The 15,500-nt window shown below is 37.7% G+C and carries 12 protein-coding genes; 3 read left to right on the plus strand and 9 right to left on the minus strand.

Annotation, left to right across the window (positions count from 1 at the left end; all coding sequences use genetic code 11):
* Window positions 1-51 precede the first annotated feature (51 nt).
* The 3 genes from trxA to O0931_RS02005 all read right to left on the minus strand — a co-directional run bounded on the left by trxA (window position 52) and on the right by O0931_RS02005 (window position 6,241).
* Window positions 52-372, minus strand: a complete 321-nt coding sequence (gene trxA, locus O0931_RS01995; RefSeq protein ID WP_029275428.1) for a thioredoxin — start codon at window positions 370-372, stop codon at window positions 52-54.
* Window positions 373-529: 157 nt separating this feature from the next.
* The gene (gene dnaE / locus O0931_RS02000) at window positions 530-4,963 is read right to left on the minus strand and encodes a DNA polymerase III subunit alpha (RefSeq protein ID WP_269413874.1); all 4,434 of its coding nucleotides are present in this window, start codon (window positions 4,961-4,963) and stop codon (window positions 530-532) included.
* 597 nt (window positions 4,964-5,560) lie between these two features.
* Window positions 5,561-6,241, minus strand: coding sequence for a type 1 glutamine amidotransferase domain-containing protein (locus O0931_RS02005; RefSeq protein ID WP_269413875.1), 681 nt, complete (start codon window positions 6,239-6,241; stop codon window positions 5,561-5,563).
* A gap of 39 nt (window positions 6,242-6,280) precedes the next feature.
* Between O0931_RS02005 and O0931_RS02010 the strand changes: the two genes are divergently transcribed.
* Entirely contained in the window at window positions 6,281-6,430 is a 150-nt protein-coding gene (locus O0931_RS02010; RefSeq protein WP_269413876.1) for a hypothetical protein, read from the plus strand.
* 285 nt (window positions 6,431-6,715) lie between these two features.
* On the opposite strand, the gene O0931_RS02015 is transcribed toward O0931_RS02010, so the two are convergent.
* From O0931_RS02015 to map, 3 genes are all read right to left on the minus strand, one after another.
* A complete protein-coding gene (locus tag O0931_RS02015; protein WP_269413877.1) occupies window positions 6,716-7,645 on the minus strand; it encodes an aspartate carbamoyltransferase catalytic subunit in 930 nt (309 codons plus the stop codon).
* Window positions 7,646-7,652: 7 nt separating this feature from the next.
* Window positions 7,653-8,198 (minus strand): bifunctional pyr operon transcriptional regulator/uracil phosphoribosyltransferase PyrR, encoded by a 546-nt coding sequence (pyrR, locus tag O0931_RS02020; protein ID WP_269413878.1) that lies wholly within the window; start codon window positions 8,196-8,198, stop codon window positions 7,653-7,655.
* A 68-nt stretch (window positions 8,199-8,266) separates the two neighbouring features.
* Window positions 8,267-9,031, minus strand: a complete 765-nt coding sequence (gene map / locus O0931_RS02025; RefSeq protein WP_269413879.1) for a type I methionyl aminopeptidase — start codon at window positions 9,029-9,031, stop codon at window positions 8,267-8,269.
* Between the two features lie 71 nt (window positions 9,032-9,102).
* Here map and O0931_RS02030 point away from each other — a divergent pair, with 71 nt between their 5' ends.
* Window positions 9,103-9,504, plus strand: coding sequence for a thiol-disulfide oxidoreductase DCC family protein (locus O0931_RS02030; RefSeq protein ID WP_269413880.1), 402 nt, complete (start codon window positions 9,103-9,105; stop codon window positions 9,502-9,504).
* On the opposite strand, the gene O0931_RS02035 is transcribed toward O0931_RS02030, so the two are convergent.
* The gene (locus tag O0931_RS02035) at window positions 9,501-11,171 is read right to left on the minus strand and encodes a beta-N-acetylhexosaminidase (RefSeq protein WP_269413881.1); all 1,671 of its coding nucleotides are present in this window, start codon (window positions 11,169-11,171) and stop codon (window positions 9,501-9,503) included. The genes O0931_RS02030 and O0931_RS02035 overlap by 4 nt on opposite strands.
* Window positions 11,172-11,315: 144 nt before the next feature.
* Here O0931_RS02035 and O0931_RS02040 point away from each other — a divergent pair, with 144 nt between their 5' ends.
* Window positions 11,316-12,038, plus strand: coding sequence for a glycosyltransferase family 2 protein (locus O0931_RS02040; RefSeq protein ID WP_269413882.1), 723 nt, complete (start codon window positions 11,316-11,318; stop codon window positions 12,036-12,038).
* A gap of 64 nt (window positions 12,039-12,102) precedes the next feature.
* On the opposite strand, the gene rpsA is transcribed toward O0931_RS02040, so the two are convergent.
* Window positions 12,103-14,037 carry a 30S ribosomal protein S1 gene (gene rpsA, locus O0931_RS02045; protein ID WP_269413883.1) on the minus strand — a complete coding sequence of 645 codons (1,935 nt, stop codon included), beginning with the start codon at window positions 14,035-14,037 and terminating at the stop codon, window positions 12,103-12,105.
* A gap of 417 nt (window positions 14,038-14,454) precedes the next feature.
* Window positions 14,455-15,441 carry an SH3 domain-containing protein gene (locus O0931_RS02050; RefSeq protein WP_269413884.1) on the minus strand — a complete coding sequence of 329 codons (987 nt, stop codon included), beginning with the start codon at window positions 15,439-15,441 and terminating at the stop codon, window positions 14,455-14,457.
* Between the last annotated feature and the right edge of the window lie 59 nt (window positions 15,442-15,500).

Below are 15,500 nucleotides of genomic sequence, written 5' to 3' on the forward strand. Positions count from 1 at the left end.
TATTTAGAATCGAGTATCTCAAACCCTAAACCCTTTTACCATAAACTTTTATCAGGCTAATTGCTTATTCAATTTTTCTGCTAAAACAGATTTTGGAACGGCACCAACTTGTTTATCAACAACCTGACCATCTTTAAAATACAATAATGCAGGAATGTTACGGATACCAAACTGCATGGAAATTTGAGGATTATTATCTACGTTAACTTTACCAACGACAGCTTTTCCATCATATTCTTTTGCAATTTCTTCTACAACCGGGCCAACCATGCGACAAGGGCCACACCATTCTGCCCAAAAATCTACTAATACGGGTTTATCTGATTTTAATACAAGCTCCTCAAAGTTTGCATCTGTGATTTCTAATGCCATAATTTATTTTTTTATGTTCAAATATATGTATTCAATTGTAATGCCAGCTATATTGTAATGCCAATTTGACATTTCTTTGAGGTTGAAGGTTCAAAGGCTAAAGGCATAAGGTTTTAGGCGCTTTAAACCTTCTGCCTTAAACTTTCCGCCTTCTACCTTAATTCAGCTTATAATTCACAACATTCAATCCGGTTAATTGTTCTAAGAACTTATTGTTAGGATTAATTTTCAAATTTTTCGATGGCAAATCCAGCATTATCTGCTTCTCACTATCAAAAACAGCGAAGTTAAGCTGACAGTTTTGCTGTTCGGAATTTGCCTTATTGTCGGCCAGTATCGCTTCAATCTGGCGCATCAAATCATCATTTACCTTTTCTATCGGCACCTGGATGGTAAGGCTTTTTGTCAGCTTATCCCTTAATTCAGACATAAGGTTAATTGATGTGATTTTGAATTCCCAGTCGCCCGCTTTACCAAAACGCTCGCCAACCCGGCCACGTATCTGCAGGAAGTACCCTTCTGTTAAAAATGATTTAAATTTTAGAAAGTCTTCGCCGAATAAAGCCATTTCACAGGCATCATCATAATCTTCAAAAACAAATGTGCCGAAAGGTTTACCAGTTTTGGTTATTCTTTGCGATGCGGTAACCACTAAGCCGCCCACACAAAGCTCACGGTTTTGCAGCTTCGCAAATTCGGCGAGGACCTCTTCATTCGTATCGCCCATCCTAACTTTATTAATGATGCTTAATTGCCGAACACCGTGTGTACAGAATTTATCAAGTTCCAATTTATAATTATCTAAAGGATGGCCCGAAAGAAAAATTCCAATCGCATCTTTTTCATATTTTAACCTGTCCATTAAAGCCCATTCAGGCGAAACCGGCAAGGTTGGTTCCAGAATCATATCAGCTTTGGAACCCCCAAACAATGAAGCTTGCGAGGTACTTTCATTATTTTGGAAATCATTGGCATATTTAATGATTTTTTCAATGCCATTCATCTTATCGTTCGGACCAATATAGAAATATTGTGCTCTATGGCCGCCAAATCCGTCAAAAGCGCCACTGTAAACAAAACTTTCATATGCTTTCTTGTTTACAATTCTTGTATTGGAACGTTTTGCAAAATCGTAAACAGTTGTGTACGGGCCTTTCGCTAAACGCTCTTCAATAATGCTTTCAACGGCCTTTTCACCAACTCCTTTAACGGCCGACATACCGAAGCGGACTTCGCCTTTGGCATTTACGGAAAATTTAAGGTCAGATTCGTTAACATCAGGACCTAAAACAACAACCCCCATCTGGCGGCATTCTTCCATAAAGAAAGCTACCTGTTTAATATCGCTCATATTATTGGAAAGTACCGCCGCCATATATTCAGCGGGATAATGTGCTTTTAAGTAAGCGGTTTGGTAAGCAATCCAGGCGTAACAGGTGGAATGGGATTTATTGAATGCATAAGATGCAAAGGCTTCCCAGTCTTTCCAGATTTTTTCTAAAGTTGCGGCATCGTGTCCCTTTTCTGCAGCCTGCTTTACAAACTTAGGCTTCATTTTATCGAGTACATCTTTTTGCTTTTTACCCATTGCTTTACGCAAAACATCGGCCTCACCTTTGGTAAAACCTGCTAATTTTTGCGATAAAAGCATTACCTGTTCCTGGTAAACAGTAATACCGTATGTTTCCTTTAAGTATTCTTCACAGGCATCTAAATCGTATTTAATTTCTTCTTCACCATTTTTACGCCGTACGAAACTCGGAATATACTCCATTGGGCCCGGGCGGTATAACGCATTCATGGCAATTAAATCGTCAAAAACCGTAGGCTTCAGTTCCTTCATGTACTTCTGCATGCCCGGGCTTTCATACTGAAAAATACCAATGGTTTCGCCACGCTGGAAAAGCTCATAAGTCAATACATCATCAATTGGAAAATTATCCGGATCCAAATCGATATCGTGTCTTTTCTTAACGAGTTTAACCGTATCTTTTATCAGTGTAAGGGTTTTTAAGCCCAAAAAGTCCATTTTTAATAAGCCTGCACTTTCTACAACCGAGTTATCAAACTGCGTGACATATAAATCAGAATCTTTTGCTGTTGCGACAGGAACAAAATTGGTAATATCGCTTGGGGTGATAATTACGCCACAGGCGTGAATACCCGTATTTCTTAACGAACCTTCTAAAACCTGTGCTTGCTGTATGGTTTCAGCACTTAAATCCTTCAAAAGCCCCATTGCTTTTAATTCCTGAACACGTTCGTATTCATCAGGACGCAGTGCATCTTTCAAACTTTTTTCATCGAGGTTGAAGATTTTTGCAAGCTTCATATTCGGAATGAGCTTTGCAATTTTATCGGCTTCGAATAGTGGTAAATCTAAAACCCTCGCGGTATCACGGATGGATGATTTTGCGGCCATTGTTCCATAGGTAATGATCTGTGCCACCTGACTGGAACCATACTTATTAATTACATATTCCATTACCCTGCCACGGCCCTCATCATCAAAATCGATATCAATATCGGGCATGGAAACCCGGTCGGGATTTAAGAAACGCTCAAAAAGGAGATCGTATTTAATCGGGTCGATGTTGGTTATCCAAAGGCAGTAGGCCACTACCGAACCGGCTGCCGAACCACGCCCGGGACCAACAGAAACATCCCTTCTTCTGGCTTCGGCAATAAAATCCTGCACAATTAAGAAATAACCCGGATAGCCTGTTTTCTCAATTGTCGCCAATTCGAAATCCAATCTATCGATAATTTCAGGCGTTAATTCGCCATAGCGTTTTTTAGCACCTTCATAGGTAAGGTGGCGTAAAAACTTATTTTCACCTCGTTTTCCGCCATCAATTTCATCCTCGGCAACTAAAAACTCCTCCGGAATATCAAATTTTGGAAGTAAAACTTCCCGTGCCAGTTTATAGCTTTCAATTTTATCTACAATTTCCTGAATATTTAGAATCGCTTCGGGTAGATCTGCGAAAATCGCCTTCATTTCTTCTGACGATTTAAAATAATATTCCTGATTGGGTAAGCCATAACGATAACCACGACCACGGCCTATGGGGGTTGCCTGTTTTTCACCATCTTTTACACAAAGCAAAATATCGTGGGCATTTGCATCTTTTTTGTTAATGTAATAGGTGTTGTTTGTAGCAACTAATTTTACATCGTGTTTTTTTGCCAGTGAAATTAAAGATGCATTTACCCGGTCTTCATCTTCCTGGTTGTGGCGCATGATTTCTATATAAAAGTCTTCTCCAAACTGTGCTTTCCACCAGAGTAAAGCTTCCTCGGCCTGGTTTTCGCCCATGTTTAAGATTTTATTGGAAATCTCACCGGAAAGATTTCCGGACAAAACCAGGATATCGTCCTTGTATTGTTCTATAACTTGCCTGTCGATACGGGGAACATAATAAAAACCCTTGGTATAAGCGATTGACGACATTTTGGCCAGATTATGATAGCCATTTTTATTTTTCGCCAGAAGTACCATCTGATAGCCGTTATCTTTTACTGTTCTATCCAAATGGTTGTCGCAAACAAAAAATTCAACACCGACAATCGGTGTCATTACCACTTCTGTTGGTCGTTCGCCCGCTTCTATTGCAGCCGCATTTTTAGCTTCTGCAGCTTTATTATGATTTAAAACGGCATTAACGAAGTGAAAAGCACCCATCATATTTGCATGATCGGTCATTGCAACTGCTGGCATTTTTTGTGCAGCAGCGGCTTTTATCAAATCGGGAATACTGATTGTACTTTGTAAAACCGAAAATTGCGTATGGTTGTGCAAATGCACAAAAGTAGCAGCGGCGAGCTCCTGTTTATTTTCGGCAAGTTCCTGTTTTGAAACCCCTCCACCTTCCGCTTTTTGAAGTCGCTTGCGAATCTCATCAGAAGCGGATTTTAAGTTTACATGCGGAATGCCAAAGCTCGGTATCGACGCAGGATTTACTTCCCTGAAGCGCGGAAAGTATTCCACATCAACTAGTAATTCCTCTTTAGTGAAAACTTCTTTTTTTATCAGTTCCAGAAAGCAACGTGTGGTTGCTTCCACATCGGCCGTTGCATTATGCGCCTCATTAAACGGAACACCAAATAAATAGGAGTGAAGTTCAGTTAATGTTGGTAATTTAAATTTACCACCCCTACCTCCAGGCAGTTTTAACAGGTTCGCGGTAATTTCTGTACAGGTATCTAAAACAGGCATTTCAGCCATACGATTTTCAATACCGAAGCGGTGAAATTCGCAGCCCATAATATTGACATCGAAACCAACATTCTGGCCGACAATAAATTTAGATTTTGATAAAACGATATTGAATTTTTCTAACACTTCGGCCAGGCTGATGCCTTGCTCTTCTGCCAGCTCTGTAGAAATCCCATGAATACGTTCGGCATCATAAGGAATGTTAAAGCCTTCTGGTTTAACCAAATAATCCTGATGTTCAATCATGCGTCCCATCTCATCGTGTAGTTGCCATGCAATTTGAATACAACGCGGCCAGTTATCGGTATCGGTAATTGGCGCATTATAATTACGAGGCAAACCCGTCGTTTCCGTATCAAAAATTAAATACATATCTAGCTGTAAAATTAACCGCTGCAGAATATTAGCGGTTCTTCAAAAATAGGAAATTTGAAGGTGTATGTTGTCAGGATTTTATCAACAAAAGGTAGGGGGATTATTCAGCTGATTTAGAAAAAATCTTTACTTTTAATAATAATGAACCATAATTTTTTTGAGTATATTAACTAAAAAAAAACAAAACTGTCGTAACCAACGATTTGTTCGCAAGGCTTAAACAACATATTGAGGATACAAATAATAAATTTGCATTTACAAAAAAAAATATAATTGTTTTTATTTAATTTTTTTTGAAAGATATCCGTTTGTAGAACATGCTGTTGATAGAGCAAAAGAAATTAAAGGGTAGACAAGCGCAAAGAAAAATTAATCGAAGGCAAAAAATCAAATTGAAATTTTCTGAATGATGAAATTTTTGCAGAATAGAACAAAAATAGTTGTCATTCTGAGCATAGCGAAGAATCCCCAGCCGATGAAACACGAAATTTGAATACTGAAACAAACAAAATTGAACTCATCAGGAATCAAATACTTTCAGGTCAGGGGTTCTTCGTACCTCAGAATGACAAAATAAATATATTATTGCTTTTCTTAAACTGCCAAACTTTCCAAAAGCACTTTTGCAGCTTCTTCTGATGAACCCGGGTTTTGTCCGGTGATCAATAAACCATCTTTTTTAACATAAGAACTCCAGTCGGCGCCTTTACTGTAATGGCCGCCCAGTTTTTTAAACTCGTCTTCTAATAAGAAAGGAACAACATCGGTTAATTTAACTGCTTCTTCCTCGGTATTTGAGAAACCGGTTACCGCTTTACCTTTTACCAAAGGATCACCATTTTGGTCTTTCACTTTAATTAATACACCTGGCGCATGACATACAAAAGCAACAGGTTTATCTGCATTATAAAAATTCTGAATCAGTTCAATAGATTTTTCGTCGTTCGCTAAATCCCAAAGTGGTCCATGTCCGCCCGGATAAAACACAGCATCATAACCGGCGTCGCTTACTTCACTTAATTTAAATGTATTGGCAAGTTTTGTTTTTAATGCCTCATCCGCTTTAAATCTTTTGGTTGCTTCAGTCTGTGCGTCAGGCGCATCACTTTTTGGATCAATTGGCGGTTGTCCTCCTTTTGGCGAAGCGATTGTAATTTCTACCCCGGCATCTGCCATAACATAATATGGTGCAGCAAATTCTTCAATCCAAAAACCTGTTTTTTCACCTGTATTTCCCAATTCACTGTGGGAAGTTAATACCATTAATACTTTCATTATCTAATTTTATTTAATATATAATGATTATCCATTTTTATGCCGAAAAACAGGTTATCGCTTAAAATGACAAATGCAATACGATTAGTTGAAGATGCGCCTGTTTCAACAATTCACGTTGCTTATCACATGCGTTTGTGCTATAAAGTTGATTTGGTTGGTGAGCCACCAACCAAGGAGTTGAGATGAGTTGAAGATGCGCCTGTTTCAACAATTCACTTTGCTTATCACATGTGTTTGTGCTATTAATTTAATTAGGTTAGTTGGTGAGCCACTAGCCAAGAAGTTACTTGTAACAGGCTGTGTGCTGTTAAATTGATTTAGTTGGTTGGTTGGGTTGGTGAGCCACCAACCAAGGAATTAAAGCCACCAACGATGGAAAGGCTATTGTGCTATTAAATTGATCTGATTGGTTGGTGAACCAGCAACCGGGGAATTATTAACATAATAAAAAACCGGATGCCAAATATGCCACTATCCCTGGCTGGCCAGTAAGTACAGCACCGCCATCCTGATTGCAACACCATTTTCAACCTGTTCTAAAATGATAGATTGCTTGCTGTCTGCTACGTCGCTGGTAATCTCTACACCCCGGTTTATCGGGCCGGGATGCATCACAATAATTTCCTTATCAAGGTTATCCAGTATGTGTTTGTTTAAACCATACATCATGGCATATTCCCTTAAAGATGGAAAATATTTTATGTCCTGGCGTTCCAGTTGAATGCGGAGCATGTTGGCTACGTCGCACCAGTTTAACGCTTTAATAAGATTATGTTCAACTTTTACACCAAGCTGGTGAATGTGTTTGGGGATAAGCGTTGTTGGCCCGCAAACCATAACTTCTGCGCCTAAACGTTGTAAACAGAGTATGTTGGAGATGGCTACCCTCGAATGCAGGATATCGCCTACAATAACAACTTTCTTTCCGGCAACATCGCCAAGTTTCTGGCGGATGGAAAAGGCATCAAGCAGGGCTTGTGTAGGATGTTCATGCGCACCGTCGCCGGCATTTACAATTTGTGCTTTAACATGCCTGCTTAAAAACTGGCCGGCACCTGCATAAGGGTGGCGCATTACAACCATATCAACTTTCATCGAGAGGATATTATTTACTGTATCGATTAAAGTTTCGCCTTTGCTAACCGATGATGAAGAAGCGGCAAAGTTCACCACATCAGCAGAAAGTCTTTTTTCGGCCAGTTCAAATGAAAGTTTGGTTCTTGTAGAGTTTTCAAAGAAAATATTGGCGATTGTAATATCACGAAGTGAAGGAACCTTTTTAATAGGCCTGTTAATCACTTCTTTGAAATTATCTGCAGTTTCGAAAATTAATTCAATATCATTCCGGTTAATATCTTTAATGCCTAAAAGATGTCGGGTTGATAATTTTTCTGCTGCCATTTTTTATTTATTGTTTTTCGGATAATAAAATCACTTTGTCTTCTGCACCTTCATCGGCCCAGCTTACTTTTACGTGTTGAGAATTCAGACTGTCTACCTGAAGGCCAATGTAATTTGGCTCGATTGGCAAGTGCCTGCTAAATCTTCTGTCTATCAATACCAAAAGCTCAACCTTTTCCGGGCGACCATATGCAAGTAATGCATCCATTGCCGCTCTTATTGTTCTTCCGGTCCAGAGTACATCATCAATTAAAATCACCTTTTTACCTTCGATGATGAAATCAATAGAATTGCTGCTGGCTGTTACCAGGCCATCTTTACGGCGGAAATCATCCCTGAAGAACGTAATATCAAGGTTTCCCTTTAAGATTTTTTTGTTTTTTAAAATACTTTGAAGTTCGGTTTGAATCCGATCGGCCAGAAAAATTCCTCTTGGCTGGATGCCGATTAAAACGGTATTTGCAAAATCATCGTGGTTTTCAATTAACTGGCGACAAAGCCTTTTAATTGTTATCTGAATTTTTTGTCCGTCAAAGATTGTTTTCTTTTGCATTGAAGAAGGATTGGGCAAATATAGAAAAATGTTTCAAGGTTGAAAAGTTGAATTTGAATTAGATGCCGTTATATCCAGATGTCATTTTCAGAAGTGAGGATAACTGGTTTATCACCTGTAATTAAAATGGTGTGTTCATGTTGTGCAACGTAACCACCTTTATTTCCGGTTAAGGTCCAGCCGTCTTCTTCCGTTTCAGCAATACTCGATGCAGTAGAAATAAAGGTTTCGATGGCAACAGTTGTATTTTTTCTGAATCGCTCCTGATTATATTTATCGTAAAAATTGGCAATTTCATGCGGGGCTTCATGTAAATTTCTTCCAACGCCATGGCCCGTCAAGTTTTTAATTACACGGAAACCTGATTTCCGGGCTTCAGTTTCTATTAATCTTCCGATTTCAGCTATCCGAACGCCACCTTTTATACCATATATTGCTTTTTTAAGAATCGACTTTGAGGCATTAACAAGTACATTATGGTTGTGTAAATCCTCCCCTAATACGAACGAGCCACCATTATCTGACCAAAAACCATTTAATTCGGCAGAAACGTCAATGTTTATTAAATCACCTTCCCTTAAAATTTTGTTTTTTGTCGGAATGCCATGAGCTATCTCGTTGTTAATACTGATACAGGTCCAGCCGGGAAAGTTATAGGTTAACCGGGGCGCAGATTTCGCTCCGAAATCGTTCAGAATTTCGCCACCAAAATCATCAAGCTGCTTTGCAGACAAACCTGGTTTGGCGAAATTGCGCATTTCTTTGAGCGTGTAAGCAACAGCTTTACTTACCCTTTGCATGCCGATTAGTTCTTCTTCAGTTGTGATTGACATAGCGATGAATTTTTAACGAAGATAGCTTTTTAACGATTAAGGTTATAAAATACATAACTTTGTGACCGGATATGGCACATAACCCAATTATTTTCTTCGATGGTGTTTGTAACCTCTGTAATACTTCTGTACAGTTCGTAATCAAGCATGATAAGGCAAATTTATTCAGCTTCAGTGCCTTACAGGGAAATTATGCTAAAAAAGTTTTGCCCGGGTTTAATGTCGATTTTGATAAAATTAATTCTATCCTATTAATTGAAAATAATAAATTATATACCAAATCATCTGCCGCTTTAAGAGTCGCGAAGAAATTGAATGGACTACTGCCGATATTATATGTTTTTATACTGGTTCCAAAATTTATCCGGGATTGGATTTATGATATTATTGCAAAAAACCGTTATAAATGGTGGGGTAAGCAAGAAAGTTGCTGGGTTCCAACACCTGATTTGAAAAGCAAGTTTTATGATTAATTTTCCAGATATCTCTTTGAATAGGTTATGCCCATTAAATCATACCGTTTGAATTGGGTTTTTAACCTTTTTTGAAAATCAGGATAATTTCGTTTCTCTTTCGGACTCCAAAGAATTTCACTCAATGCATCTAATCTGGGAAAGAGCATGTATTGTGCTTTGGCCGTATTTGTGATGTATTCCGTCCATAAACAACCCTGACCGCCCCATATATATTTTGCCTGTCCGGCATTTAGTGCTGCCGGAATCGGTTCATAATTGTAAACATCAATTAATGGTGAAACTTTATTTGCAGTTAAACTATCTTCTTTTGCAAACTGGGCATGATTGAAATATAGGATGAGCTCGGGTGTCATGATGGCTTTATGCTGTTGTTTTGCTGCTTCAATTCCGCCTTTTTCTCCCTGCCAGCTCATAACTACAGCATTTGGAGCTAAACCACCTTGTATAATTTCATTCCAGCCGATAATCGTTTTGCCTTTGCTGTTTACAAATTTCTCCATTCTGCGAATGAAATAACTTTGCAGTTCACTTTCCGTTTTCAGGCCGTTATCTATCATAAACTGTTGCGAAATTGGAGATTGTTTCCACCACACTTTAGAAGCTTCATCTCCGCCAATATGAATGTATGGCGACGGGAATAGGTTCATCACTTCAGTTAATACATTTTCCAGAAATTTAAAAGTGGTGTCAGAAGCCTGAAGTACATTATTGTATTTGTTCATCATGCCCCAGGTTTCGGCAACTTCATATTTTTTATCCGGTGTTGTGCCCAATTCGGGATAGGCCGCTAATAAAGCCAAACTATGGGCAGGCATCTCAATTTCAGGAATTATAGTTATATAACGTTTGGATGCATAATCAACTACCTCCTTAATTTGTTCTTGTGTATAGTACCCGCCATGGCGAATGCCATCTGTTTTAATAACCGCATCCTGAGGGGTGATTTTGATATCGTTTGGTGATACCTGATATTTAATGTTTTCATTACCTTTTCCTGGCCACAAGCCAATAATACTTCCATTGCGCCAGGCACCGGTTTCCGTTAATTTCGGGTATTTTTTAATCTCGATTCTCCAGCCATGGTCGTCGGTTAAATGCCAATGAAAGTAGTTCATCTTATGCAAGGCCAGGTAATCGATATATTGTTTTACAAAATCCACATCAAAGAAATGACGGCTTACATCAAGGTGCATCCCACGGTAGTCGAAACGGGGGTAATCGACAATGTTAACCGATGGTATTTGCAGCGGAAAGGCTTTTGGTGAATAAGGCAAAAGCTGAATTAAAGTTTGGATTCCGTAAAAAATGCCTTTACTTGTCGCGGAATTTATAGTTACCTGCTTTGAATTAATTTCTAATTCATATCTGTCAATATGATTTGTTTTTATGTTGTCATTAATCAGTCGGATAACGTTCTCTTTCTGATTTCCTGTTGAATCTTTAGTTAACAGTATTCCGTAAAACTTTTGCAGATAATTATTTAAAAATGAAGTGGCGTTCAGTAACGAGTCATTCGCAATTATCTTGGTATTTCCATTTATAATAAAGGATTGAGCTTTAGTGTTTAATTGAAGTTGTACAGGTTGCGGTATAATGTTGGCCTCCTGTGCGAGTACATTTAAGCTAAAAATTTTGAGTAAAACTAAAAATGCAAATTTTTTCATACAGAAATTTTATACATCAAAAGTAATAATTATAGTTTGATGAAATGCCGTGAAAGAGAGTAAGCAGAAATTTACCGGTTAAAGATTTAGTTGTATTTTAATAGCAGGTTTTTAATACCTTAGTTAAGGCTAAAGTTATGTACAATGAAAATTAGTGTTCTCACACCTTCTTTCAATTCAGGAAAATACATAAAAAGGGCAATTGAAAGTGTTCTGATTCAGAATTATTCAGATTTCGAACATATTATAGTCGACAGCGATTCTTATGATGATACTGTATCAATTATCCAGGAATACCCTCACATAAAACTTCGATCAGAAAAGGATAGCGGACAATCTGAGGCTATGAACAAGGCATTTAATATGAGTTCCGGGGGTATAATTGTTTATCTAAATGCGGATGATGAGTTTTTGCCTGGTGCATTTGATGCCGCAATATCAGCGTTTCAAGCGAATAAGGACGCCGATATGATTATTGGAAATCTGATTTTTAAAAGTGCAACCGAAAGTTCATTGAGAATACCATCAATCCGATATACAGACGTTTTACAATACTGGCTAAATTTGTTTCCGAATAATCCGGTCAGTTATTTTTATAAGCGCAAAGTTCAGGAGCAGATAGGCGAATTTCCTGTTGATGACCATTATTCTATGGATATTTGGTTCATTCTTAAGGTTTATAAGCAATTTAAGGTGGTTAAAATTGATGCAACACTTGGTATTTTTCATTCTGACGGATACAATAAAACAGCAATTGCAGATTTAGGTCAAAACCTGCACAACGCAACTAAAAATCATCTGATAAATGATAACCCCTGGTTGCTCCTATTTTTTTATTATAAACTCTTGTTGGGGAGATTGAAATAATTTTTTCAAAAAAAAAGCTCCCAAATTTTACATCTGGGAGCTTTTAATTATCAGTTAAAAAGAACTAGCCTTTTTTAGCTTTGCTTTCTTCGCCTTCTAATTGCGATTTCAATTGAGCCAATACGTCTAAGTCGCCTAAAGTAGATTTCTCTACCGAATCTTTAACTTTTTTAACAGCAGTTACGGCAGCTTTAGCTTCTTTTTTCTTAGTTGCTCTTTCTTCAGCAACAGCTTCAGCTTTAACCTCTTCCCAGATACGGGCATGAGATACGACAATGCGTTTCGCTTCTTTGTTAAACTCAATGATTTTAAACTCATTTGCCTCATCAGCTTTAAGTGTAGAACCATCTTCTTTAACCATGTGTTTAGTTGGTACGAAACCTTCTACACCATATGGTAAAGCAATCACAGCACCTTTATCAGTTACTTTAACAACAGTACCCTGGTGAACCGAATCTAACGTGAAGATGGTTTCGAAAGTATCCCAAGGGTTTTCTTCTAATTGTTTGTGACCTAAGCTTAATTTGCGGTTATCAACATCTAATTCTAAAACAACTACGTCTAACACATCACCAACTTTAGTGAATTCGTTAGGGTGGTTTACTTTTTTAGACCAAGATAAATCAGAGATGTGGATTAAACCATCGATACCTTCTTCGATTTCAACAAAAACACCGAAGTTAGTCATATTTTTAACCGTTGCTTTATGCTTGCTTCCTACCGGGAATTTAGCAGCAACTTCTTGCCATGGATCATTAGATAATTGTTTAATACCTAAGCTCATTTTGCGCTCGTCTCTATCTAAAGTTAAAACTTCAGCTTCGATCTCATCACCAACTTTTAAGAATTCCTGTGGATTTCTCAAGTTTTGCGACCAGCTCATTTCAGAAACGTGGATTAAACCTTCAACACCAGGGATAATTTCTAAGAAAGCACCGTAATCTGCAACAGTTACGATTTTTCCTTTTACTTTAGAACCAACCTGAATGTCAGCACTTAAGTTTTCCCAAGGGTGTGGTGTTAATTGTTTTAAGCCTAAAGCGATACGTTTTTTCTCATCATCGAAATCTAAAACAACAACGTTGATTTTTTCATCTAATGATAATACTTCTTTCGGATGCTCTATGCGGCCCCAAGAAATATCAGTAATGTGAAGTAAACCATCAACACCACCTAAATCGATGAATACACCGAAATCCGTAATGTTTTTAACAGTACCTTCAAGTACCTGACCTTTTTCTAATTTAGAAACGATTTCTACTTTTTGGCTTTCTAAATCGTCTTCGATTAACACTTTATGAGAAACAACTACGTTTTTAAACTCATGGTTAATTTTAACAACTTTGAATTCCATTGTTTTACCCACGTATACATCGTAATCGCGGATAGGTTTAATATCAATTTGAGATCCTGGTAAGAAAGCTTCAACGCCCATGATGTCGACAATTAAACCACCTTTAGTACGGCTCTTAACGAAACCGTTGATGATTCTGTCATTTTCAAGCGCCTCATTAATTGCTTCCCATGATCTTTGGGTTTTAGCTCTTTTGCGGGAAAGGATCAATTGACCGTTAGCATCTTCCGGTGCTTCAACGAAAACGTCAACTGAATCGCCGATTTTTAGATCTGGTGTATCACGGAATTCAGAAGTAGAAACTAAACCGTCTGATTTAAAACCTACGTTTAATACCACGTCTTTGTTGTTAATTGAAACAACAGTTCCGCTGATGATTTCACCTTTAGTGATCTGATTAAATGTTCCGGCATACATATCTTCAAACTTTTTACGGTCTGCATCATTGTAATTTCCGAAAACTTTTTCATCTGCATCCCAATCGAAATCTTCGGTTGGTGTTGCTAATGATGATTTGATCGATTCGATCGAAACTGAATCTGCTTCTGATTCAATTGTTTCTTTTTCAGTCAGGCGTCCGCCTTCTCCCTGAAGTTCAGCTGTTTTTGCTGCTAATTCTTTTTCTGCTACTTGTTTTTTAGCCATTAATTAATTATCTCCTTTTTTCCCTATTTAGGGACTGCAAAGGTAAAAATTTTTTAATTAATAGAAAAGATTTTTTTAATAAACATTGCTGATTTTTAGCTCATTAGAAAAATTAGTATCAGGTATTTAGCATTAAGTCGCAAGTATTTAGTATAAAGTAGCAAGATTGGGCGTTTAAAGACGATGGATAAAGGAACGAAGCATAAGATCAGGCATAAAAAAGGCAGTATGCAATTTCCTTATATCAGATCGGGTTAATCCAGGATTAGCTGTTTGTCTTAAAAATATGTAATTATTTGAAAACCAGCATTCAGTAATCCTTCGGAAGCAGCAGCCCCGCTATCGCTTATAGTCCTCACTTCGTTGCGGGCTATTCCGCTCTATCGGGTTTAAAAACAAAGCTTATACGGCTAAGAATTACCTTTTTGTAAAAGTTCCCCGCGTGAAGCCTTCGCCAATCAGCGTGTTTTCGTCTCTTATTAAAAGTAAAATCATGTTTTGTTGATCATACAATTTAATCATATCACCTTCGATAACATATTTTGCCGTAAATGTTGTGTCGGTATAAATATCTTTAACTGCTACTGAATCTTTTGTGTTGAAATTAAAAGACTGATATTGAGTATCTGCATTGCTGGTAAAAATACCTTTTACAGTTTTTTCTTTTATAAAGGTTACAAAGCAAAAATATCCTACTATTAAAACTATTATGGTTGAAAAGCCGATTAAAAATTTGTTTTGACCTGAATATTTAAAAATGAAAAATAAAATGGTACCCATAATTAACGCAACTATGGCAAAAAAGATAATATTGGAATAATCCTTATCAATTTTTGGAACCTCCACAGCAACTGCCGATGTTGACTGCACAGGTTTATTTACCGGCGAAATTCTAACTAAAAACTCTTTGCTTACCCAGCCTTCACCATTGGTAACCTTGATTTTAAAGAAGCTTGTATTTGAAGAGTCCAGAACAGCAACATTTTCATTTTTAGGTAAATACCCGACTATTTTACTATTTGGATCTGCCTGCGATCTGACCCTTAAATCGTCTGCTGTTACCCGATAGATATCGCCACTTGTTGCAGCCGGTTGAGGTGTATCCGTTGCTGGTGTTGTATTTACGGGTGCCGTTGAAGGCTTAGCCGTTGTTACGGTTTTTTCAAGAAAATTCTTACTTATCCAACCTTCGCCATTCTTTAACTTTACTTTGTAGAACTTCGCATCAGCGGCATCTAAAATAACCACGTTTTCATTCTGATTTACCGTAGCTACAACTTTACTTTTTGGATTGTTGCTGGCCCTTACATTTACTTTATCAGCGGTAACCCGGTAAGTATCTTGTGCAATTACACGGTTTGAGAATATACAAAGAGCAATTAGCAGAAAGAAAATTCGGGTCATAAGTTTTAGTATTTCAGCGAAGCTGTTTAAAAATATAGCAATGTCGTACAGCGCAAACA

It is taken from the genome of Pedobacter rhodius (assembly GCF_027213645.1).
GTDB classification, from domain to species: Bacteria; Bacteroidota; Bacteroidia; order Sphingobacteriales; family Sphingobacteriaceae; genus Pedobacter; species Pedobacter rhodius.